This window comes from Nannocystis punicea (genome assembly GCF_026965555.1).
GTDB classification, from domain to species: domain Bacteria; phylum Myxococcota_A; class Polyangia; order Nannocystales; family Nannocystaceae; genus Nannocystis; species Nannocystis punicea.
In genome coordinates this window covers 308,078-330,676 of record NZ_CP114040.1, presented here as the reverse complement: position 1 = coordinate 330,676, position 22,599 = coordinate 308,078, and the positions used below count along the sequence as shown (strand labels likewise).

Sequence of the window (22,599 nt, the reverse complement as noted above, 5' to 3'; positions counted from 1 at the left end):
CACTGGCGCGCGTCCGCGACCGCGCCCATAGTTCCGCTCGCTCACCACCAGGAACGACACGATGTACGCCAGCCCGAGCCACCTGCCCCAAGAAGCACGTCAGAAGATCGCCGCTGCCCTCCAGGGCGTCCTGGCCGACGGCCTCGACCTGCACAGCCAGATCAAGGTCGCCCACTGGAACATCAAGGGCATGCACTTCGCCTCGCTGCACCCGCTGTTCGAGACCTTCGCGGTCAGCCTGGCCAACCACAACGACACCGTGGCCGAGCGCGCCGTCACCCTGGGCGCGCAGATCCACGGCACCGCCCGCCACGTCGCCAAGACCTCGCGCCTGCCCGAGTACCCGCAGGAGACCACCCGCGACCTCGACCACGTGCGCCTGCTCGCCGAGCGCATCGAGACCTACCTGACCGGCCTGCAGGAGGGCCGCAAGGTCGCCGAGCAGCAGGGCGATGTCGACACCGTCGACATGTTCACTGCGATCATCAGCGAGTTCGAGAAGCACGGGTGGTTCCTCCGCGCTCACCTCGACCGCTGAATCGAGGCACCATCACCGCGAGCGCCGATGGGCCTCGGCTCGGCGGCACGTCCGCCGGGCAGCGTCGTCGCTCTCGGCGGTGCGTTACTCGGTGCCGCCGATCTCGATGTTGTACTTCACGGTCATCGGCGGGCCGTTGTAGGTCGGGAATTGGTGGTTGGCGATCGCCTTGCGCACGCACGGGACGATGCCGAACACCTGCAGGTCGGGCCCCGCGGTCACCGACACCGCGTCGGCCTTGCCTGTCTTTCCGACCAGGCTGATGATGAGGTCGATGCGTCCGCCCTTGAGGCTGCCGCCGTTGTAACAGGCGGCCACCGCCAGACACTCGTTGATCGCGTACTCGACCTCGCGCATGTTGGCGTTGAGCACCGGCTCGTTGAGCTGCTCGTCGCCGGCGCTCCAGTCGAGGGTGCGGGTGCGGTTGGGGTCGTACTGGGGGATCGACTTGTCGTCGACGGGCACGAACTTCTTCGGCAGCTGGTTGCGGTCGAGGGTGCACTCGCCCCACGAGGTGATCGGCGGCCGCATCGGCACCTCCTCCTCGACCACCGCCTGCGAGGTACAGATGTCCTGCGAGTAATCGACGACGCACGCCTTACCGTCGCAGCGGGTGCCGCGGCCGCACATCCCGCCGCATTCGCCGGCCGGGGCCTGCGAATCGCCGTTCTTCTTGCAAGCGACGGGAGCGGTCGAAAGGCCGACGAGACCGGCCAAGATCAGGGTCGTGCGCATCGCCAGTGAGGGTATCACCGTCGGCCTCGGCCGCGAGCCGCGAGCTTCGCCGACTATTTTCGCGCCGCGGGCCGGTCTGCTCGTTGGGACAGGTCCACCGCGCACCACACGGACAGTCGACCGCGCCGCCCCGACCTCGACGCCGCGCTCGCGTCGGAAAAAAACGAGCAGGCCACGGCGCGACGGGGAGGAGGTCGCACGAATCCCCGCGAAACGTTGAACCGCCGCGAAGTTCCTGCGCGGCCGCCGACGGCCAGAGCCTCCGCGGGCCCGCGAGGCCGACCCGAGCCCCGCGGCTGCCGACGCGAACCTCGGTCACAGGCTCACGGCGAGGGTGATGCCCCGCGGCTGCCGACAGCCATTGCACGCGCCCCGCGAGAGCGAGCCGCTCCCGCGGCTGCCGACGGCGAGCGCGCGCCTCGCAAGGGCGACCGATGCCCCGCGGCTGCCGACGGCGAGCGCATCAGCCTTCAGTTGTCGCACACCTCCGCATAGGCGCACGTGCTTGCGAGGCTTCGCTCGCGCATGCGCCGGTGGCACCGCTCAGGCGGCGCTCTGGCGCGCCAGGCGGGTGCGCAGGGTGACCGGCAGGGCCGCGATCGCCTGCACCAATTCGTGCAGCTGCGGGTCGCCGTGGGCCAGCGGGACGTCGACCAGGAGCAGGCCGATCGAGGCGACCGTCGCCAGGCTCTGGCCAGTGATGTTGACCTGCGAGTCGCCGAGCACGCGGTTGATCTTCGAGAGCACGCCCGGGACGTTGCGGTGGAGGTTGACGATCCGGCAGCCCGAGCGCACGGGGCCGGCGTCGAGCAGCGGCAGCGTGACGCCGCCGAGGGTGGCGCCGGTGTCGAGGTAGTGCGACAGGGACACCGCGACCTCGCGGCCGATGCTGGCCTGCGCCTCCTCGGTCGAGCCGCCGATGTGCGGCGTCAAGATCACGCTGTCGAGGCCGCGCAGCGGGCTGTCGAACACGTCGCCGGCGCGCGCGGGCTCGCTGGGGAACACGTCGATCGCCGCCCCGCCGAGGTGACCGGCGACCAGCGCGTCGCGCAGCGCGTCGATGTCGACCACGCCGCCGCGCGAGGCGTTGATCAGCGCCGCGCCGCGCCGCATCGCCGCGATCTCGTCGCTGCCGATCATCCCGCGCGTGTGCTCGGTGTCCGGCACGTGCAGGCTGACGAAGTCGCTGATCGACAGCAGCTCCATCAGGCTGACGCACGGCTGGGCGTTGCCGAGCGGCAACTTCGAGAGGATGTCGTAGTAGCGGACCTTCATGCCCAGCGCCTCGGCGATCACGCTGAGCTGGCTGCCGATGTGGCCGTAGCCGACGATCCCCAGCGTCTTGCCGCGGACCTCGTGGCTGCCCTCGGCGCTCTTGTGCCACAGCCCGCGGTGACAGGCCCCGCTGCGGGCGAAGGTCTGACGCGCCAGCATGATCACCTCGCCGAGCACCAGCTCGGCGACCGAGCGGGTGTTGCTGAACGGCGCGTTGAACACCGCGACCCCGCCGGCCTGCGCGGCGGTGAGGTCGATCTGATCGGTGCCGATACAGAACGCGCCGACCGCCTCGAGCCGGGGCACCGCCGCGAACACCTGCGCCGGCACCCGCGTCTTGCTGCGGATCCCCAGGATCAGCGGGCCGTCCTGCGGCAGCGCCTGCAACGCCTCGATCAGCTGCGCCTCGCCCAGCGCCCCCGGCACCGGGTGGACGACGACGCCGCGCCGGGCGAACTCCTCGTGCGCGGTGGTGTGGATGTTCTCGAGCAGCAGGGCGTGCGGGCTGTTCACGGCGCGCACGATGCCCCAGGCCCGCGGTGGCCGCAACTCGCCGCGGGAGGCGCTGGAGGGCCCGCGGTGCGGCCGAAACGAACCCGCACGACCGCGAGCGCCCGCGGCATCGCCGGCTCGGAGGCGGACGACGGGACGACGGGCGGGCCGATCTCGCAGGTCGCGATCTCGGGGGCCGACGACCTGGCGAAGATCCGCTGCAGCTCGCCGACCACCACGCGACGCCGCAGCACCGCGATGATGTCGTGGTGGGTGCGGCGGGCGTCGGGCCGATCTCGCAGGTGCCCGTGCCGCGTGCAATCACAGCGAACGGCGGAAGGCGACGCGATCTCGACTCGCAAGACGGCGACGCGATCTCGACTCGCAAGACGGCGACGCGATCTCGACTCGCAAGACGGCGACGCGATCTCCACCGGCGCAAACTCGCGGGCGGCGGCGCCGGGGAGCCTGGCGTCGCGCACACGTCTTTGCTAGGCCTGTCGGCCTCTTGCTCGACCAAGGCAAGCTTCACCGGCTGCAGCGGGCGCTGAAGCCTCACCTCGCGCACGGGTGGGAGCGAGCGGTGTTCGCCGCGCCGCAGGGCGAAGGCAGCGGCGCGCGAGAGGAGCGAGTGCTGGCCGGGCCGGGCGTCGGTGTCGCGCCGAGCGCGGCGCAGGTCGACGCGCTGCTCGCCGCCGCCGCCGAGGCCGCCGGGGCCGGCTTGTGGAAGCAGACCCTCGTGCTCGACGCGCGTCGCCGCGTGCAGGTCGACGCGCGCCACGGCCGGGCCACCACCCGCACGCTCGACGAGGACACCGCGCTCAAGGTCATGGGCGGCAAGGAGCGCGCGCTGCGGCCCGACACCAGCGCGGCGCTGCTGCGCGAGATCGGGATCATGAACGCCGACGGCAGCATCTCGGCGACGCACGCCCGCAAGTACAAGCAGATCTGCCACCTGGCGACGCTGTGCGAGCCGGTGATCGATCGCCTGGCCGCGGCGCGAGCGATCGGTCCGTCGGCGCCGCTGCGCGCGCTCGACCTCGCCTGCGGCAACGCGTACCTGAGCTTCGTGCTGGCCGAGGTCCTGCGCCTGCGCGGGGTGCCGCTGCGCCTGCACGGGGTCGACGTGCGCGCCGACGTGGTCGCCCGCAGCGTGGCCCGGGCCCGCGCGCTCGGCCTCGCGGCGCCCGAGGATGATGTTGCGAGCGCGAATGTCCCGGCGTCGCCCATCGGGGATGCCGGCGCTCCCCCGGCCGCGCCTGCCGCGGACCATGCGAGCGAGCCCGCCCTCGCGACCGGCCTGTCGTTCGCCCAGGCCGACATCGCCGCCGCGGCGCGGACCGCCCCGACGCGGCTCGGCGGCGTGCCCGACCTGGTGCTCGCGCTGCACGCCTGCGACACGGCCACCGACGAGGCGATCGCGCTGGCGATCGAGCTGGGCGCGCCGGCCCTGCTCAGCGTGCCGTGCTGCCAGGCCGAGCTGGCGGCGCAGCTGGCCCGCGCCGACGCGACCGCCCAGCCGCTGGCGGCGATGGTCGACCACGGCCTGTTGCGGCGCGCCTACGCGGATGTCCTGACGGACAGCCTCCGGGTCGCCGCCCTCGAGGCGTGCGGCTACGACGTCACCGTGCTCGAGTTCGTCGGCGGCGAGCACACGCCGAAGAACCTGCTGATCAAGGCCCACCGCCGGCACCCCCGGGCCCCCGTCGAGCCGCGCCGCTGGCGGCTCGAACCCCTGCAGGCCCGCTGCGGGGCGCTCGGGGTCCGGCCCGACCTCCTGCGGCGGCTCGCGGCGCTCCAGGCGGCGAGCCTTCCGCCGAGCGAGTGAATTTTCGACCACGAGTCGAAAATGAGCCTGCCGGAGGGTCGATCCAGGGTCCGAAGCGGCGATGGCGCGGGTTCGGCGCGGTGATTCGCTCGCCTCCCGCGGTCCGTCGCCTCGCCAGATCGATCGAGAAATGCCTCCACACGCGGCTCTGGGCCCTTTCGGAGAAATTTCGCGGGCAGTGCGTGGGTCCGGGGCGAATCCGCGCGATGGGAGCCTGGGAGCTCGAGGCTTGTCGCGCGCGATTTCGCGCACTGGACCGTTCCCGGATGGGAATTTGCCGCTGGTGATCGAACTCGCGATATTTTCGACCTTGGGTCCAAAAACAGAATTCTGGCTGAATCCCGGATCGCCTGCCGAGCGATGATGCGCCCAGGGCTTCCAGCGCGCCTCGACGAAGGAACGAGCTCTCGGCCCGGCGCCCCCCGCCGTCCAGGCTCAGCGGCCGGCCCCCCCGGCCTGGCCTTTCGACCATGTCGCCACCGCCACCGCGTCGGCCATCGGCTGCAACACCGCGCGCGCCAGCCCGCGCAGCACCGGCTCCCCGGCGATCGCCGCGGCCAGCGGCGGGCTGTGGGCGTAGTAGAAGCGGACCAGGTCGACCCCGGTCGCCGACCCCTTTAAAAAAGCATCGCGGAACGCTCGCAACGCCGCGACCTGGGCGGTCCACGGCGCGCCGTAGGCGGCGGTGGCGAGGAAGCAGAAGCCCTCGAGGGTCCGGAATTTCTGCGGCTCCGTCGTGACAGTCAGCGACGCGAGCGCGCTGCGCTGGGCGCAGTGGTCGGTGTAGACCACGCCGAACTGGTACGTGTAGTCGCCCCACAGCTCGCGCACGGTCACGGCGCTGCGCCGACCCGGCGGCGCCAGCGAATCGAGGGCCACGGGGATCTCCTGCGCCGAACCGAGCATGTCCTCGGTCAGCGGCGCGTCGCCGGTGAGCTGGTACACGCGCACGTCGGCGAGCTCGAAGGTCGGGTCGTCCTGCGCGGGGATGGTAAAGCCCAGCTCGACCTCGTCGAAGGCGATCGACCTCGCCGCGAGGCCGGTCACCGGCGGCAAGACGTCCTGCGTGCAGTGATGACCCCAGCCGTCACCGGGGTCGGGCTCGCTGCCGTCGCCATAAGAAAACACGCCCCAGCGGAACGTGTCGCCGTTGATGGTCACCACGCGCAGCCGATCGGCGCCGCTGCCGTCGCCGGCGCTGATGGTGGCGTCGGGCGGGTGCAGCGCGCCGGTGGCCCCGTCCCAGTCGCCGTAGCCGGCGTACTCGGTGGTGCCGTGGAAGCCGCGCCGCAGCGGGTCGAAGTCGATGCGGTACACCACCGACGGCTGCCCGAGGTACTCGATGCCGTAGCGCGTCAGGCGCGGGTCGACCTGGTGGTCGGTCTCGCGGTCGAAGTCCCAGTGGCCGTTCTCGTCGTGCTCGCGGCTGATCTCGAGGAACGCGGACAGGCTCCCGTGCGCCAGCACCTCCGGGCGCAGCACCGCCACCACGAACTCGGGCCCCTCGCCGCTCGGGGTCGCCGCGGTCACCGCGTCGAGGTCGTTGATCGTCCCGAACGAGAACACGTCCGGAGAGTCGAGCTCGTCGACGCGCAGCAGGTCGTTGCGCGGCGGATACACGCTGGTCGCCCCCGCCGGCGAGAACGTGCCCTTGTCCGTCTTGAAGCTCTTGGGCGAGGGGCAGGTCTTGGTGTCGACCGCGACCATCTCCTGCTCCCACTCCTCGAGCGGGCGGCAGAAGTAGTTCTCGGGGCTGCTGGTGTTCTCGTGCCAGCCGAGCGAGTCGTGGTCACCTGGGTCGTCGAAGAAGACGATCTGCGGGTAGGTCTTGCCGCGCCGGTGGGCCCAGACGGGCAGCACCGAGACGCGCGGGCCGTAGGATGCGCGCCAGCTCGACAAGAAATTCCAGAGCCCCGGTCGGTTGGCGATGCCGAGCTTGCCGGTCGCCTGGGTGACGAGCACGTCGGCGAGGTGGCGGCCGGCCTGGTCTTCGAGCCAGATGGCGATCTGGGCGTCGGGCACCGGCTGGAAGTGGAACTCGACCCGCACGGGCGCGGCTCCGCGAGCATCACCGGCGGCGAGGGCGGCCGTCGCGGCGAGGGCTCGCAAGGGGAGGCGCACAGGGGCCAGAATGACACGGGGGACGCGGCGGGCCGGGCGTCGCCTTCGCCGGGCGGCGATGTCCGGGCCGAGGGCCATGGAGGCTCGGGCCGCGGGTTCGCGCGTCGGCCGGCGCGGTGGCCGGCTGGTCGCGGCTTCGCGCTACATGGCTCTTCGGACATGCTGGTGTTCTCGACGAGTGTCCCGATCGTGCTTCGCGAATTGCCGACTGCGCCTCGCGGGGGGCCCGGGGAAGGGCCGGCCCTCGTTGCACTACCGATTCATGGCCTTTCAGACAGGTTCAGTTCGAACGCCGGGCCGACAGCCCGTCGGCTCGCTACGCCGCGGTCTGTCGGCGCTGCCGTCCTCGCCGCATCACGGGCGCCTGTCCCTTCGGCCAGGTTCAGTTCGGGCGCTGGGCCAGCAGCACGTCGGACAGCGGGCGGCGTGGAGTCGGTAAGCTGTCGGCGCCGCCGCCGAGGCGGACCAGCGCCTGGGCGTGGCCGGTCGCGCCCATCAGGGTGGCCAGCTGCTTGCGGCCGGCGGCGTCGGCCAGCGGCAGGTGCAGGAAGCTGCCCCAGGCGTGGTCGACGCGAGCGCGCAGGAGCACGCGCATGAGCGCCTGGCCGGCGCGCAGCCACTCGGCATGGTCGTCGCCGGCGGTGGTGACGACCACGAAGGCCGGCGCGCCGTCGGCGATCGCGGGGCCGCGGGCCTCGGCGCCGTCGGGGCCCTCGAAGCTGACCCCGGGCTCGCCGCCAGCGGCGCGGGCGGCGGCCCTGGCGGGCGGCTCGCCGGCGATGGCCGCCTCGACGGCGGCGGCGATGGCTTGCTTTCGGGTCATGTCCTCGACGACATGGTACTCCGCACCTGTCCCATCGACCATGACGCCGAGGCGCCGCGACAGCGCCCGCGACAGCGGGCCATGGGCCATCACCCCGCGGTAGGTGCGGCGCTTGGGCGCGGCCTGGTACAGCCACTGCTCCTCGGGCAGCGGGCTGGCGCGGCCGCCGACGGCCACGCGCGCGAGCAGGTCGGGGTGACCGCCGGGCAGCAGCGCCGTCTGCTCGTCGAGGCCGAGCGCGCGCAGGGCCACGCGCAGGGCCCCGAGCGCGGCCCCGCAGGCCAGCGTCGCCGCCTGGCCGTCCGGGTCGGAGGCGCCGCAGGTGCGCGCCGGATCGCGGTACAGCTCGATCACCTCGCCGCCGGCGAACCACCGCCACGGCTGGCAGTTGCCGGGCGACGGGGCGGTCAGCGCGGTGTGCAGCGCCAGCTCGATGCGCGCGCGGGGGCCCGCCTCGGGCGCCGGCGCCGAGCCGGCGAGGGTCCACGGGTCGGCGTGGCGATCGAGGTCGGGCGGCTGCATCACGTGCACTCCTCTTCTTCCGCGCGCAGGCGCGCGATCTCGGCGGCGAAGATCCGGCGCACGATCGCGGTGGCGCACGCGGACGTGCTCTCGACCCCGAAGTACGACAGGCTCTTCGACAGCAGGCTCTGGCGCCGCGAGTACGGCGTGTCGGACGCGTAGTGCAGCACCCCGACGTCGAACGGCACCGAGTTCGAGAGGTGCACGATCTCGTCGTTGGGGTGGCGCTGCGGGTTGCACAGCTCGTACACCGCCGACAGGTACGGCCCGGCCTCCATCTCGAGCACCGTGTAGCCCTCGCGGTAGAACACGCTCATGTACTCGCGGTTCTGCAGGAACGCGCCGCGCACGGTCAGCGCCTTCTGGTTGTCGAGCACGGTGCCGATGCGGATGTACGGCTGGACGTCGGCGGCGACGAAGGCGTTGCGGAACAGGTAGGTGTTGCGCGAGTGCTCGTCCTGGACGACCGACGAGATCATGACGTCGCCGACGCGGCCGTTGAGGGTGGCGGCCTTGCCCATGACGTAGACGCCGCGGATCTCGTTGGAGCCCTGGCCGGCGCGCGACAGGTGGTGATAGGCCGCCATGCCGAGCGGGTAGTCGATGTTGAGGATGACCGCGTCGCTGCGGGCGAGCAGGTGGAGGTCGGGCACGCGCAGGCGCGGGTCGAGGCGCTCGGGCCGGATCTGGGCGAGGTCGAAGATCTGGGCGTTGACGTCGATCTTGCCGGGCACGTCGATCGAGGTGATGCCGGCCTCGGCCTCGAACCGCTGCACCTCGCCCAGGCGCGCCGGGTCCTCGTGGAGGAACGCGCGCAGCAGGTAGTAGCTGAGGTTGTTGACCTCGGCCTCGTCGCCGCCGTCGAGCGCGCGGGCGAAGTGCCGCGCGAGGTCCTCGGGGTTGCGCCGGCGGGCGAACTCGAGGATCGCCTCGCGGTGCTCGCGGGCGTAGCCGCCGACGAGGTTGAGCAGCGAGTGCGTGTTCGACGAGACGAAGTAGATCGGCGGGCGCCGCGGCTTGCGCTCGCGGACCAGGCTGGGCTCGATGCCCGACCACCAGCGCTGGACCGAGCGCTGGTACTGCGAATAGGAGCCCGACAGCACCCGCATCGACAGGTCGCACGGGTTCCTGGCGATCGTCTGCAACGCGGCGAACCAGCCGGTGTCGAGCGCGGCGATCAGGGTGCGCACGCCGTCGGGGTCGAGGTCGAGGACCCGCGCGAGCTCGGCGTGATCGACCGCCTCGGCGGTGAACGCCGCGTCCTCGCGCAGGCGCCGACCCAGCTCCGCGTTGCCGAGCAGGCCGTGCATCTGGTTCCACACGATCTGGTAGGTCGTGACGATCGGCACCAGGTCGTCGATGTCGCTGGTGCTCGAGATGAAGGCGCACAGCGTCCCGGCCCCGTCGAAGCGCAGCGGCCGACGGCGCCCGCGCGTCTGCACCCGCTGCCACGCGCTGACGTCGAAGCCGTTGGCCTCGAAGGTCTCGTGCGACTGGCCGAGCACGATCTTCTGCACCTGCGGCATGCACGACGGCAGGCGCGCGGCGCTGTAGGCGAAGGCGGCGACGTCGGGCACGCCCGTGCGCGCCCCCGGGTGCAGGCTCGAGTCGCTGAACGCGTGCGCCTCCTCGAACGCGCGCACCCACACCTCGCCGGAGCTGCGCAGCAGCGAATAGTAGGTGCGGATGTAGAGGTCGATCTCGTCGCTGGTGGTGCGGGGGCGCTGGCGGTCCATGGCTCGAAGGTCCTTATCCGTGGCCGAGCGCGCCGTCGACGGCGTCGAGGACGAACGGCACCTCGTCGGGGTGGTTGGGCCAGTGCGGCGAGAACCGCAGCAGGCCGTCCGGAGTGGAGCAGGCGACGCCGCGCTCGACGAGCTCGCGCTGGAGGCCGAGCACGTCGCCGGGGTTGGGCGGCAGCACGCTGAGGATGCACGAGCGGGCCGCCGGGTCGCGCGAGCGCAGGCTGACGAACCCGCGGGCGATGAGCCCCGCCTCGAGCAGGTCGAGGTAGGCCTGCACGTGGGCCCACACCGCCGCCGGCCCGAGCTGGGCCAGGAGGCCGATCGCGGCCTCGAGGGCGGCGCAGCCGACGGTGTTGCCGGCGCCGCCCTCGATGAAGTCGACGCTGCGGCGGATCGGCCGGTCGTAGCGCAGGTGACCTGCTCCTTCGAGCAGGAACCGAAGGCCATCCTCGTGGCTCAGCCAGCCGGCCACGCGCGGGCGCAATTGGCCCAGCCGCTCGGGCCGGACGTAGAGGAAGCCGAGGCCCTCGCAGCCCATGAGCCACTTGTGACCGCCGACGCTGAGATAGTCGATGCGGGCCTCGCGGACGTCGAGCGGGACGGCCCCCACGGCCTGGATGCCGTCGACGAACAGCTCGGCGCCGGCCGCGTGGCAGGCGTCGGCCATAGCCGCGAGCGGCATGCGCAGGCCGCTCTGGAACTGCACCGCCGAGACCGCGACCAGGCGGACGCCGCCGGCGGCGAGGGCGATTTGGAGCGCGGCGAGCCCCTCGGCGGGCGAGCGGGCGAAGTCGGCCAGCGGCAGCATCTCGACCGACAGCCCGACCAGCTCGGCCGCCTGCTGCCACGGGGTGACGTTGGCCGGGAACTCGCCCTGGAACAGCAGCACGCGCTCACCTGGCCGCCAGGACATGCACAAAGCGACATCCGTGACGCCGCGGGTGGTGTTGGGGATCAGGGCGATGTCGGTCGCCTCGGCGCCGATGAGCCCGGCGATCGCCGCGCGCAGGCGGGCGCGCTGCTGAATCCACTTCGGGATGACCCCGGCTCCGCGGCGGGCGTAGTCGTCGGCGACTGCGGCCACCGCCGCCTGCACCGGCGCCGACCACGGCGACACCGCGGCGTGGTTGAGGTACGCCCGCGGCTGCAGGTCGGGGAACAGGCTGCGGTCGCCGAGGCGCGCGATGGGTGAGTCCGGGGTCATCGAGGCCGCGAGACGGTACCAGACGCCCGCGGCCGTGGCGACCCCGGGGAAGTTCCCCGGCGCGCGGGCTCGACTAGTCCCGAGGGACAGGTCGCGCAGTCACGGCCCGCGCGAGCGGCCGGCGGCGAGCGTCAACGCCCGCGGCCCGCGACCCGCTCGCCCCTCAGTGCCAGTGCTTCCCCTTGCCCTTGTGCTTGTGCTTGTGGTGCTTGTGGTGGTGGTCGTGCTTGCAGTGGCCGGGCGGCCAGCAGCCGTCGTGGTGGACGTCGATGACCACCGTCGGCGCCTCCCACACGACCACGCCGACGTAGGCCGGACGCGGCGCGTACAGCCAGCCGTAGAAGCCGACCCCGCCGGTGACGACCACGACGTCGTTCTTGACCACGATCGGCACGTTGTAGTCGTAGACGATCGTCTCGTAGCCGATGAAGACCGGCGCGTAGGTGGCCTTGACGACCAGGACGTTGGTGGTCTTGTCGGCCGTGAAGTTGACGTAGCCGACGATCACGAACGCGTCCTTGTCCTTCTTCCCCGACGGGAACGCGTGCAGCTCGAAGATGATCGTGTCGCCCTGCTTGACCTCGACGATCTGGATCTTGTCGAGCTTGCCGTCGCCGTCGATGTCGATGCTGTGCAGCTTCTCTTTCGGGTTGTTGAGCTTCTTCTCGAGCGCGTCGGCGTCCTTGACCTTGCCCTTCTTGACCAGGTACGTGACCGTCTCGAGGTCGAGGGCCTCGGGCTTGAGCTCGACCTTGACGTCGACGTTGGCCGCGACCTTGACGTCGCCGTCCTTGGCGGGCGCGGCCTCGACGGCCACCACGCCGTCGGGCCCCGCCTTCACCGCCACGTCGGCCTCGGCCTCGGCCTCGGCGGCCGCCCGCTGGTTGGCGATGATCGCGGCGTCGCAGCCGGCGAGCGCGAGGAGGAGCGAGAGGGACAGGATCGTTGATTTCACGGTCGACCTCGAAGGGGGGTACATCCGCGCCTTGGACCGGCGCACTCGACGAAGTTCCAGGACTATCCGACCCGGGCGCCCCCCGGGTCAACCCCGCGCGAATTCCCCGCCTGCGGACCCGCAGCCCCACGGTGCGGCGAGGTCGGACAGACAGCGACAGGCGCGGTCCCGGGCGCGCGAACGAGGTTATCTTTCAATCATGTCCTCAGGGCCAGGTACTTTCGGACATGACCCGAAGCGCTCGTCGAAGTCGGCCAGCAGGCCGGCGGCCGCGGCCGTGGGGTCGGGGCACGGGCCGACGCTGGCGCGGCACAGCCACTGCGCGCCCGGGTGGCGGCCGGCCAGCGCTGCCGCGAGCCCGGAGACGTCGGCGGCGCCCGCGTAGTGGATCATCGCGCTCTTGCCTCGCGGGTAGCGGACGAGGCCCTCGCGCACGCGGACCTGCAGCACACCCGGCGCGGCGGGCAGGCGGTCCGCGGCCTCGGCGAGCGGGTACCAGGGGCCGAACTTCATGGCGCCTCAGGATAGGCGAAGCCGCGGCCCGTGGGGTCGGGCGGGGACTTGCCCGCCGGCGCGCCCCGGTCGTAGCTTGGAGACATGTCCTGGCGCGCCCCTGGCTTGTTGTCCGTCTCGCTCCTCTTCGCGGCCTGCGGCGACGCCGGCGGCAGCACCCAGAGCGGCAGCACCGGCGACACCAGCGGCGACGGCAGCGGCGGCGCAACCCTGGACGCGAGCTCGGGCGGTGCGAGCGACTCTCCGGGCAGCGAGGGCAGCGGCACCGCGCCCGCGCCGACCACGACCACCGGCGACGCCACCAGCGACGCCACCAGCAGCAGCGGCACCACCGGCGAGGGCGGCTTCGGCCCCGGCCCGTGGGACCAGGGCGTGTACATCCCGGAGGAGCCGCAGAAGGACGGCGACCCCGCGCTCGGCTACGAGGCGCTGCTCACCAGGGGCTACGTCTCGTGCGGGGTCCCGTGGGCCCTGTGGCCGCTGGTCAAGCCGATCGTCGGCGTCTGGGCCGACAGGCCGCCGCTGCCCGGGCGCACCGGCAAGAACGCCGAGGTCCCGTATCACTGGAACGTCCACACCAAGAACGGCGCCGACATCGTCAGTCAGAACTGCCTGCAGTGCCACGCCGGCTCGTTCAACGGCCAGCTGATCGTCGGCCTCGGCACCGCCGACTTCGACTTCACCGACGACATCAGCCAGATGCTGCAGAACGTGTGGATCCCCGACATCCCGATCCCCGGGCTCGAGGAGTTCACGCGCTTCCTCAACCGCACCAAGGCGCTCGGGCCCGAGACAGTCATGCGCACCGTCGGCACCAACCCGGCCGAGATGATCGCAGTGACCCTGGTGGCGCACCGCGACAAGGACACGCTCGAGTGGTTCGACGAGCTGCAGTACCCGCTGCCCGACATGACCGTCGCCTCCGACCCGCCGCCGTGGTGGCGGGCCAAGAAGAAGCACGCGCTGTTCTACAACGGCATGGCCCGCGGCGACCACCGCGGCACGATGATGCTGGCCTCGGCGCTGTGCACCGACTCGGTCCAGGAGGCCGAGCAGATCGACACCTACTTCCACCACATCCAGGCCTTCATCCGCTCGGTGCAGGCGCCGAAGTACCCGCTGGCGATCGACGCGGCGCTGGCGAGCGAGGGCGAGGACGTGTTCCTGGCCAACTGCGCCGGCTGCCACGGCACCTACGCGGCCGACGACGCGCAGGACACGTACCCCAACCTGCTGTTCCCGCTCGACGTCATCGGCACCGACCCGGTGGTCGCCGAGGGCGGCACCAAGTACGCGCCCTACCTGGTCGACTGGTACAACGAGAGCTGGTTCGGCCAGATCACCCGCATGGAGCCCGCCGACCCGTTCCCGGGCTACATGGCCCCGCCGCTCGACGGGGTGTGGGCGACCGGCCCGTTCCTCCACAACGGCTCGGTGCCCACCATCGAGCTCGTCCTCGACAGCACGAAGCGCCCCAAGTACTGGAAGCGGGTCGACTTCGACTCGACCAACTTCGACGAGGACGCGCTCGGCTGGCCGTTCGTCGCGACTCCCTACGGCCAGATCGGCGCCTCCGACGACGAGCGCAAGTTCATCTACGACACGACGATCCTCGCCCACGGCAACGCGGGCCACACCTTCGGCGACCACCTCACGCCGGAGCAGCGCCGCGCGGTGCTCGAGTACCTCAAGACGCTGTGAACGCGAACGCCGGCTCGCGGCCGTCGAGGGTGCCGGCCGCGCCGACGGCGGCGAAGCGGAAGAACAGGTCCTCGGCGAACCATCGGCGGGCCAGCGCCGCGCGGGCGGCCGCCTGGTGGTTCGAGCCGGCCCACGCGAACTGCTCGAGGCTCTCGGCGTCGTCCCACACGCTGAACGTGACCGGACGGATCCACGGCAGCTCGCCGATCCCTAGCGCCGCCCGCAGGCCCGGCGCGCGCACCAGCCGGCGGTTGATCGCCGGCACCCGGGCCCAGAAGTTGAAGAAGCCCCGCAGGCGCAGGCGAGCGCGGGTGATCGCGACCACGGGTAGCCCTTGGGGCAGGTCTTTCAGGCCAGGTCCGAACGGACAGGTCCCGCCCCAGCTGCCGCGGCCGCGCGCCGTCAGCAGCGCGACCGTCCACGCCTCGCTGGCGCGCGCGCGGTAGGCGGCGAACAGCCCGCTCCGCGCGAAGAAGTCCTCGAGGACATGCTCCGAAGACCAGGTTGCGACCAGCGCGTAGCGCGACAGGTCGGGCCGGGCGGAGAAGCCGAGGCCGCCGCCGCAGCCGCACAGGCGCCAGAACTCCAGGCCCGGGGTGGCGGCCAGCGGGGCGCGGGCGCGGCCCATCTGCTGGAAGGCCCACAGCCGCTGGCCCGGCGGGAAGCGCAGGATCGTGACCGTGGTGATCGTCGCGCCGGGCGGCGGGCGGCAGACCCACCGGAGAGCGGGCTCGACGGGCAAGCGCTACGACCCCGGCAGGAACTGGACCGCGTGCTGCGGGATCGCCGTGGCCGCGCCCACCAGCACCTGGTCGCCCCAGCGCTCGACCCACAGCGCGCGGTCGGCAGCCGCGCGGTAGACATAGGTGGCGACCCGCGGCAGCGCGGGGCGCCCGTGCATGCCGACGCCGGCGGCGCTGGCCTGACCGCGCCGCTCGAGCGCGTAGGTGTGCTCCTGGTGCGGGATGTGGCGCGGCGGCTCGCCCGACAGGCCGTGGCCGCGGACCGGCTCGGCGAGCAGCCACCGCTCCTGGTCGGGCGAACCGATCAGCCAGCGGTGGCGGTCGGCGTCGGTCATCACCGCGATCACGGTGGCCGTCGCGCCCTCCTTGAGGTTGACCACGCCGTCGACCAGGTAGTCGCCGTCGAGGTTGGGGTCGCCGGTCTCGACGACGATGACGTCGCCCTGGCGCAGCGAGGTGAGGGTGAGCTCGGGCCCGTCGGGGGTGTCGGGGGCGGCGCGCGGCGCGGGGGCCGGCTGGAGGCGACCCTGGAGGCGCTGGGCGACGCGCGCGCGGATCTTCTGGCTCACGGGGTCGCCGGGGATCGATCCGGAGGTGGTCGACACGGAGGCCGCGGCCGCGAGGGCGAGCGGCGGATGCGGGCCGTCGCCCTCGGTGAGCTGCCGCCGGTCGCCCCAGTCACGGAGCCGCCGGGCGGCGAGGATCCCGACCCAAAAGGCACCGGCGATGGTCATGGCGGCGAGCAAGGAGGCGAGCGTCAACATGCGGGAGCTGTGGCCCTCGACGCTTGCTTTTAGCATGCGGCCCCGGCCGGCGGGAGGCCGCGCTTGCTGGGACCGCCGCACGCCGGCCCTGCCGCGAGGTCGCGCCGGGCCGATCGCCCCCCGCGCGAGGTGCGGCCTGCGGCGCCGGTCCGCAGCGGGTCCGACGACGCCTCTCCTGCCCCCGCGACCGCCCCCGCCGCGCGCGCGCCGGCGCGCCCCTCGGCGGTCCGAAGGGACATGTCTTTTGAAACATGTCGAGCGAACGCATGTCGGCGGCGGAGTGACATGCATGTTCAGACATGTCCAAAGGGACATGATGAACACGGCGAGCCGTCCTCACAGGAGGCCACCCTCGGCGATGTCGGGCGAACACACGTCGGCGTCGGAATCACAGATATCTTCGGACATGTCCGAACGGACATGCCCGCGCCCGGCATCCTACCTGCGGGGCGTCGGCGGCGCCGCGGTCCGTGGGTCTTCCGGCCACGAGTGGCGGGGGTAGCGGCGCATCAGCGCCTTGCGGACCTCGGGGTAGTGGCGGTCCCAGAAGCCGGCGAGGTCGGTGGTGACCTGCTCGGCGCGGCCGTTGGGGGCCAGGAGGTGAAGCACCAGCGGGACCTTGCCGCCGGCGATGTGGGGCCCGCGGCTCATGCCGAAGAAGTCTTGCAGGCGCGAGGCCAGCCACGGCGGCTTGTCGGGCTCGTAGTGGACCGCGGCGCGGCGACCTCCCGGCAGCTGCACGTGCGTCGGGGCCAGGCGCTCGAGCCCGCCGCCTCCCGCCACGCGCGCGAGCAGCTGGCCGAACAGGTCGGCCGCCCGCAGCTCGGCGAAGCTGGTCCGGCCCTCGCACAGCTCGGCCAGCACCTCGCGCGCGACCGCCTCGGTGATCACCGGCGCCCCGGGCACGTGCGCCGCCACGAACGCCGAGCGCGCCATCAGCCCGCGCAAAGCATCCGGGTCGCCCACGAACCGCTCGGGCCCGGCCGCCTGCGCCTGCGTGCGCAGCAGCTCGCTGGCCGCGGGCGGCAGCCGCGCGCTGGTCGTGCGCTCGAGCAAAAGGCCCATGTACCGCAGCTCGCGCGCCCCCTCGACCCGCTCGCGGGCCGCGTTCCACTGCAGCTCGTCGCGCTCCTCGATCTCGTCGAGGAGCTGATCGATCAGCCACTCCGGCTCGATCGCGCAGGCGCTGCGCACCAGCACCTGCGCCCCGCGGTCGGCCTCGCGCCGCTGCTCGACCTCCAGCGCCAGCAGCCACGGGGCCGTGCGCACCACCGACCCCGGCCCCAGGCGCGCCGCCCCGCCCCCGGCCAGGGCCAGCGCCCGGAAGCCGCCGACGTCCTCGCGCGCCTGCGCCACCCGCTCGGGGAAGGCCGCCAGCAGGGCCATGCGCAGCCTGTCCTCTCGTTCCTGTTCTTTGATACCTAGCTCTTTGGACCTGTCCCTCGCGTCCGGCGGCAACGCGCGCAGCAGCTGGTCGCGGACCTGCAGCGCGCGGCGGGCCGGACCGGCGAGCAGGCCGCGCTCGTCGCCGCGGCGCCGCAGCTTCTCGAGGTCGGCGAGGTCGACCAGGACGTCGGCGTCGGCGTCGCACGAGGCCTGGGCGCCGGACGGGCGGATCGATCGCTCCGACAGCAGCGCCGCGGCGCCGCAGGCGAGGCCCGGCACGCCGCGATCGACGCCCTCGCAGAGGAGCCGCCCGAGCCGCGGATGCAGCGGGAACGCCAGCATGCGCCGGCCCAGCGCGGTGACCTGGCCTTCGGGACCGGTGGCCCCCAGCTTCCGCAGCAGCGCCTCGCCGGCCTGCAGCGCCGCCGCCGGCGGGGCCTCGAACCACGCGAACGCGGCCGGGTCGGCGACCCCGAACGCGTGCAGGTCGAGCAGCGGGCCGGCCAGGTCGACGCGGTGGATCTCCGGCGGCGTGTGCTCCGGCCGGCGGTCGTGGTCGTGCTGGGCGTACAGCCGCAGGCAGCGGCCCGGCCGCGTGCGCCCGGCTCGCCCGGCCCGCTGGGCCGCGGAGGCGCGGGAGATCTTGCCGAGCTGCAGGGTCGGGACGCCGGTCCACGGGTCGTGCGCGGCGACCCGCGCCAGGCCGCCGTCGATCACCGCGGCGATGCCGTCGATCGTCACCGACGTCTCGGCGACGTTGGTGCTGAGGATCAGCTTCCTCTTGGGACATGGCCGTACGGCCATGTCCTGCTCGGCCGGCGGCAGCTCGCCGTGGAGCGGGAACACCTGCAGGCCGTGGTGAGCGGCGAAGCCGGCGCAAGTCTCGGCGGCGCGGGCGATCTCCCGCGCCCCGGGCAGGAACACCAGGACGTCGCCGTCGAGCCCCTCGTCGACCAGCTTGGCCAGCGCCCGCAGCACCCCGGAGTGGAGCTCGTTCGGCTCGCCGAGGTGCTCGATCGCCACCGGGAACATGCGGCCGACGCTGGTGATCCGGGCGCACTCCACGGCTGCCCCTTCGGACAGGTAGGCCGTGACCGCGGCGCCGTCGAGGGTCGCCGACATGACCACGATCTTCAGGTCGGGCCGGGCCCCGCGCTGGAGCTTGCGCAGCAGGGCCAGCCCGACGTCGCCGTCGATGTGGCGCTCGTGGAACTCGTCGAGCACGACCACGCCGACGTCGCGCAGCTCGGGGTCGGCGTGCAGCTTGCGCCCGAGCAGGCCCTCGGTGATGAAGCGGAGGCGCGTCTCGGGGCCGACCGCGGACTCGAAGCGGACCTGGTAGCCGACGGTCGCGCCGAGCGGCTCGCCGAGGCTCTCTGCCACCCGCGCGGCGGTCATGCGCGCGGCCAGGCGGCGCGGCTGCAGCACCAGCACCTCGCGCCCGCCGGCCAGCCCGGCCTGCAGCAGCGCCAGCGGCACGCGCGTGGTCTTGCCGGCCCCGGGCGGCGCCTCGATCACCGCGCAGGGCGAGCGCTGCAGCGCCGCGACGATGTCGCCGAGGACCTCGTCGATCGGCAGCTGCGAAGGTGCGCGCGTCGCCACGACGGGGCAGCATAGCGGCCCGCCGCCGCCCCGCCCGCTCGCCCGTTTGCGCCTGGTCGCGTGAGTTTTCCGAGCGGATCGTCCGGCGGCGTGAGCTGTCCTCGGGGTCATCTCTCCCGCAGACCTGTCCCGAACGGCAGGCGGCGGGTGGACGTCGCACGCCGCGCTTGACCGCGTGCGGGCGCCGGCGCCAAGCTCCCTCGACGGTGGCCTTCAACCTGGCGCAGCTCGAGCTCGGCGCACGCGCCCGCGTGACCCTCGTCGGGGGCAGCGGGGCGCTGGCGCTGCGTCTGCTGGAGATGGGCTTCACGCCGGGCACCGTGGTGGTGCTGGTCAAGCGGGCGCCGTTCGGCGACCCGCTCGAGCTGCAGGTGCGCGGCTGTCACGTGTCACTGCGCAAGGCCGAGGCGTCGCGCATCGAGGCGGTGCTGCTGTGACATCGCTGCGCGGGCCGACATCGCTGCGCGGGCCGACATCGCTGCGCGTGGCGCTGGCCGGCAACCCCAACGTCGGCAAGACCAGCCTCTTCAACGAGCTGACCGGCGCGCGCCACAAGGTCGGCAACTACGCCGGCGTCACCGTCGAGACCCGCGCCGGCGCGGTCGTCGCTCGCCTCGCGCCGAGCCGACCGATCACCGTCCTCGACCTGCCCGGCACCTACAGCCTCACCCCGATCGCCGAGGACGAGGCCGTCGCGTTCCGCTGCCTCGCCGGCGCCGAGGCCGAGCCGCCCGACGTCGTCGCCCTCGTGCTCGACGCCGCCAACCTGGCCCGCAACCTCTACCTCGCGGTCCAGCTGCTCGAGCTCGGCCGCCCGCTGGTGGTCGCCCTCAACATGATGGACGTCGCTGCCGAGGCCGGCACGCCCGTCGACCCCGACGCCCTCGCCCGCGCCCTCGGCGTGCCGGTCGTGCCCACGGTCGCGCGCACCGGCGAGGGCATCGCTCGCCTGGTCGAAGCGCTAGGTTCCATCGAACATGTCCCTCAGGCCATCTCACCGCTGCGCGCGCGGCTGCTGGCGGACGACGACGCCCTGCCCGCGCCGCCGGGGATCGGGGCGGCGCGCTGGCGCTGGCTGGTGTCTGCGGCCGCGGCGGGCACCCTCGACCTCGCCGGCCCGACCGCCGAGGAGCGGGCCGCCCTGGCCGCGCACCCGGCCGCCGCCCTGACCGCGGCCGCGCACGCGCGGGTGATCGCCCGCTACCGCGAGGTCGACGCGCTGCTGGCCGAGATCGGCTTCACCGCGGCCCAGCGCGAGCGGGCGCCGGCGATGAGCCGCTCGGCGGCGATCGACCGGGTGCTGACCCACCGGGTGTGGGGCCTGGGGATCTTCGTCGTCGTCATGGCGACGATCTTCAGCTCGATCTTCACCTGGGCCGAGCCGCTGATGGGCGCGATCGAGTCGCTCATCGCCTGGCTCTCGGACCAGGTGAGCGCGGCGCTCGGGCCCGGGGTGTTCACCGACCTGCTGACCCAGGGCGTGCTGGCCGGCGCCGGCAACGTGCTGGTGTTCGTGCCGCAGATCGCCCTGCTGTTCCTCCTGCTCGGGCTGCTCGAGGACTCGGGCTACATGGCGCGGGCGGCGTTCCTGGTCGACCGCCTGATGGCGCGCGTGGGCCTGCACGGGCGCGCCTTCGTCCCGCTGCTCAGCGGCTACGCCTGCGCGATCCCGGCGATCCTCGGCACCCGCACCATCACCGACCCGCGCGACCGCCTGGCGACGATCCTCATGATCCCGTTCATGAGCTGCAGCGCCCGCCTGCCGATCTACGTCCTCTTCATCAGCGCGCTGTTCCCCGCCGACGACCGCGTCGGCCCGTTCACCGTCGGCAGCCTGATGCTGGTCGGCTTCTACGCCCTCTCCACCGCCTCCGCCCTGGCGGCCGGCGCGATCTGGAAGCGCACCGTCCTGCGCGGCCCGACCCCGCCGTTCGTGCTCGAGCTGCCGCCGTACCGCCTGCCGCGGCTGCGCAACACCCTGCTCCACGTCTACGACCGCACCGCCGACTTCGTCCGCCAGGCCGGCACGGTGATCCTCGCGGTCACCGTCGTCCTGTGGGTGCTGCTCAGCTTCCCGCGCCCGCCCGACGCGCCGGACAGCGGGCGCGACGTGGCCGCCGCCGTCCAGGTCGATCCGACCGCGCATGCCCCGAAGGACATGTCGCCTGCGGCAGCCAAAGATGGCCATTCGGACATGTCGCAAGGGTCCGATGAGAACTCGCCGATCGTCTACTCGATCGGCGGCCGGATCGGCAAGGCGCTCGAGCCGGTGCTCCTGCCGATGGGCCAGGACTTCCGCATGGGCATCGCCATCCTCGGCAGCTTCGCCGCGCGCGAGGTCATGATCAGCACGCTCGGCCTGGTCTACGGCATCGAGGCCGACGACGAGAACCAGACGCCGCTGCGCGAGGCCCTGCGCGAGGCTCGCGAGCCCGACGGCTCGCGCCGCCACACCCCGCTGAAGGGCCTGGCGGCGATGATCTTCTTCGTCTACGCCTGCCAGTGCATGTCGACGCTGGCGGTGGTGCGCCGCGAGACGCGCTCGTGGAAGTGGCCGCTGGTGATGTTCGCGACCATGTCGGCGCTGGCGTACGTCCTGGCGGTGCTGGTCTACCAGGTCGGCCGCGCGCTCGGGTACACCTGAGCCGGCGTCAGGCCGGGCGGTTCTTGAGGAGGTCGCGGATCTCCATCAGCAGCTTCTCCTGCGGCGTCGGGTCGGCCTGGAAGCCCTCGACGTGCAGCCGCTTCTGCGCCCTGGCGATCGCCGACACCAGCAAGAACACCGCGAAGGCGACGATCAGGAAGGTGATGACGAAGTTGAGGAACACGCCGTAGCGGATCGTCACCGCCCCGGCCGCGGTCGCGGCCGCCAGAGTGTCGTACGGACCCGGCGGCACCCCGTCCTTCAAGGTCAGGAACAGGTTGGTGAAGTCGACGCCGCCGAGGGCCATGCCGACGGGCGGCATGATCACGTCGTCGACCAAGGACTTGACAATCGCGCCGAACGCAGCACCGAGGATGATGCCGGAGGCCATGTCGACCAGGCTCCCGCGCAGGGCGAACTTCTTGAATCCGCTGAGCATCGCGCGCCCTTTATTGTCCAGATCGGACGAATACGCCAGCAATCGGCGAGCGCCGAAGGTGATCCGCGGCTCGCGCCCACGGACGAGCCCGGTGCGCCCGCTACAGCTTGTCGGAGGCGATGCCGACCGAGCCGACGCCCGCGTCGTGGGCGGCCGCCATCAGGCGAATGACCTCGCCGTACTTCACCCCGGGGGCGGCGTCGATCGCCAGCTTGCCGTCGTTCTGGACCTTCTGGTTGGCCTTGAGCGCCGCGATCACGCCGTCGGTGTCGCTGGCGATCACCTGCGTGCCGAGCTTGACGACCCCGCCGGCGTCGATCGACAGGAGGAGGGTCGCGTTCGGGTCGGCCGCGCCCTGCACCTTCGACTGGGTCGGGATGTCGAGCGGCATCTGCGTGTTGGTGGCGGGCGGCGCCGACACCATGAAGATGATGAGGAGGCACAGGAGAACGTCGACCAGCGGGGTCACGTTGATCTCGTTGAGGGCGTCGCCCTCGTCACCGCCGACGCTGACTGCCATGGTGCGGCTCACGCTAGCGGGCCGCGGCCGCCGCGTAAAGTCCGGCGCG

17 protein-coding genes and 1 pseudogene are annotated in these 22,599 nt (G+C 72.7%); 5 read left to right on the top strand and 13 right to left on the bottom strand.

What is annotated here, in order from left to right; all coding sequences use genetic code 11:
- Nucleotides 1-58: 58 nt before the first annotated feature.
- Nucleotides 59-538: pseudogene (gene dps / locus O0S08_RS01205) on the top strand (DNA starvation/stationary phase protection protein Dps); the annotation flags it as partial.
- 84 nt (nucleotides 539-622) lie between these two features.
- On the opposite strand, the gene O0S08_RS01200 reads toward dps, so the two are convergent.
- Together O0S08_RS01200 and serA are read right to left on the bottom strand one after the other, a co-directional pair.
- Nucleotides 623-1,273: a hypothetical protein gene (locus O0S08_RS01200; RefSeq protein ID WP_269037085.1), complete on the bottom strand. Its 651-nt coding sequence runs from the start codon at nucleotides 1,271-1,273 to the stop codon at nucleotides 623-625.
- A gap of 543 nt (nucleotides 1,274-1,816) precedes the next feature.
- Nucleotides 1,817-3,061 (bottom strand): phosphoglycerate dehydrogenase, encoded by a 1,245-nt coding sequence (gene serA, locus O0S08_RS01195; RefSeq protein WP_269037084.1) that lies wholly within the window; start codon nucleotides 3,059-3,061, stop codon nucleotides 1,817-1,819.
- Between the two features lie 487 nt (nucleotides 3,062-3,548).
- Here serA and O0S08_RS01190 point away from each other — a divergent pair, with 487 nt between their 5' ends.
- Nucleotides 3,549-4,868, top strand: coding sequence for a class I SAM-dependent methyltransferase (locus O0S08_RS01190; RefSeq protein ID WP_269037083.1), 1,320 nt, complete (start codon nucleotides 3,549-3,551; stop codon nucleotides 4,866-4,868).
- A gap of 435 nt (nucleotides 4,869-5,303) precedes the next feature.
- Here the strand turns inward: O0S08_RS01190 and O0S08_RS01185 are convergent, their stop codons facing one another.
- The 6 genes from O0S08_RS01185 to O0S08_RS01160 all read right to left on the bottom strand — a co-directional run bounded on the left by O0S08_RS01185 (nucleotide 5,304) and on the right by O0S08_RS01160 (nucleotide 12,751).
- Nucleotides 5,304-6,977: a CFI-box-CTERM domain-containing protein gene (locus tag O0S08_RS01185; RefSeq protein WP_269037082.1), complete on the bottom strand. Its 1,674-nt coding sequence runs from the start codon at nucleotides 6,975-6,977 to the stop codon at nucleotides 5,304-5,306.
- 394 nt (nucleotides 6,978-7,371) lie between these two features.
- Entirely contained in the window at nucleotides 7,372-8,334 is a 963-nt protein-coding gene (locus O0S08_RS01180) for a nitroreductase family protein (RefSeq protein WP_269037081.1), read from the bottom strand.
- The gene (locus O0S08_RS01175) at nucleotides 8,334-10,070 is read right to left on the bottom strand and encodes a DUF6909 family protein (RefSeq protein WP_269037080.1); all 1,737 of its coding nucleotides are present in this window, start codon (nucleotides 10,068-10,070) and stop codon (nucleotides 8,334-8,336) included. Before O0S08_RS01175 ends, O0S08_RS01180 begins: the two co-directional genes overlap by 1 nt.
- A gap of 13 nt (nucleotides 10,071-10,083) precedes the next feature.
- The gene (locus tag O0S08_RS01170; RefSeq protein WP_269037079.1) at nucleotides 10,084-11,283 is read right to left on the bottom strand and encodes an aminotransferase class V-fold PLP-dependent enzyme; all 1,200 of its coding nucleotides are present in this window, start codon (nucleotides 11,281-11,283) and stop codon (nucleotides 10,084-10,086) included.
- Between the two features lie 163 nt (nucleotides 11,284-11,446).
- Complete coding sequence (locus tag O0S08_RS01165; RefSeq protein ID WP_269037078.1) at nucleotides 11,447-12,238, bottom strand: hypothetical protein; 792 nt, start codon at nucleotides 12,236-12,238, stop codon at nucleotides 11,447-11,449.
- Between the two features lie 186 nt (nucleotides 12,239-12,424).
- On the bottom strand, nucleotides 12,425-12,751 hold the full coding sequence (locus O0S08_RS01160) for a hypothetical protein (RefSeq protein ID WP_269037077.1): 327 nt from the start codon (nucleotides 12,749-12,751) through the stop codon (nucleotides 12,425-12,427).
- Nucleotides 12,752-12,835: 84 nt separating this feature from the next.
- On the opposite strand from O0S08_RS01160, the gene O0S08_RS01155 reads away from it, so the two are divergent.
- Nucleotides 12,836-14,452 (top strand): c-type cytochrome, encoded by a 1,617-nt coding sequence (locus O0S08_RS01155; protein ID WP_269037076.1) that lies wholly within the window; start codon nucleotides 12,836-12,838, stop codon nucleotides 14,450-14,452.
- On the opposite strand, the gene O0S08_RS01150 is transcribed toward O0S08_RS01155, so the two are convergent.
- The 3 genes from O0S08_RS01150 to hrpB all read right to left on the bottom strand — a co-directional run bounded on the left by O0S08_RS01150 (nucleotide 14,439) and on the right by hrpB (nucleotide 18,947).
- Entirely contained in the window at nucleotides 14,439-15,194 is a 756-nt protein-coding gene (locus O0S08_RS01150) for a hypothetical protein (protein WP_269037075.1), read from the bottom strand. The genes O0S08_RS01155 and O0S08_RS01150 overlap by 14 nt on opposite strands.
- Nucleotides 15,195-15,197: 3 nt before the next feature.
- Nucleotides 15,198-15,959 carry a DUF4178 domain-containing protein gene (locus O0S08_RS01145; RefSeq protein WP_269037074.1) on the bottom strand — a complete coding sequence of 254 codons (762 nt, stop codon included), beginning with the start codon at nucleotides 15,957-15,959 and terminating at the stop codon, nucleotides 15,198-15,200.
- A 438-nt stretch (nucleotides 15,960-16,397) separates the two neighbouring features.
- The gene (gene hrpB, locus O0S08_RS01140) at nucleotides 16,398-18,947 is read right to left on the bottom strand and encodes an ATP-dependent helicase HrpB (RefSeq protein WP_269037073.1); all 2,550 of its coding nucleotides are present in this window, start codon (nucleotides 18,945-18,947) and stop codon (nucleotides 16,398-16,400) included.
- A 206-nt stretch (nucleotides 18,948-19,153) separates the two neighbouring features.
- On the opposite strand from hrpB, the gene O0S08_RS01135 reads away from it, so the two are divergent.
- Together O0S08_RS01135 and feoB are read left to right on the top strand one after the other, a co-directional pair.
- On the top strand, nucleotides 19,154-19,384 hold the full coding sequence (locus O0S08_RS01135) for a FeoA family protein (RefSeq protein ID WP_269037072.1): 231 nt from the start codon (nucleotides 19,154-19,156) through the stop codon (nucleotides 19,382-19,384).
- Nucleotides 19,381-21,591 (top strand): ferrous iron transport protein B, encoded by a 2,211-nt coding sequence (gene feoB, locus O0S08_RS01130; RefSeq protein ID WP_269037071.1) that lies wholly within the window; start codon nucleotides 19,381-19,383, stop codon nucleotides 21,589-21,591. Before O0S08_RS01135 ends, feoB begins: the two co-directional genes overlap by 4 nt.
- A gap of 7 nt (nucleotides 21,592-21,598) precedes the next feature.
- Here feoB and mscL read toward each other — a convergent pair whose 3' ends face one another.
- Nucleotides 21,599-22,030 carry a large-conductance mechanosensitive channel protein MscL gene (mscL, locus tag O0S08_RS01125; protein WP_269037070.1) on the bottom strand — a complete coding sequence of 144 codons (432 nt, stop codon included), beginning with the start codon at nucleotides 22,028-22,030 and terminating at the stop codon, nucleotides 21,599-21,601.
- Nucleotides 22,031-22,130: 100 nt separating this feature from the next.
- The gene (locus O0S08_RS01120; RefSeq protein WP_269037069.1) at nucleotides 22,131-22,550 is read right to left on the bottom strand and encodes an ExbD/TolR family protein; all 420 of its coding nucleotides are present in this window, start codon (nucleotides 22,548-22,550) and stop codon (nucleotides 22,131-22,133) included.
- Between the last annotated feature and the right edge of the window lie 49 nt (nucleotides 22,551-22,599).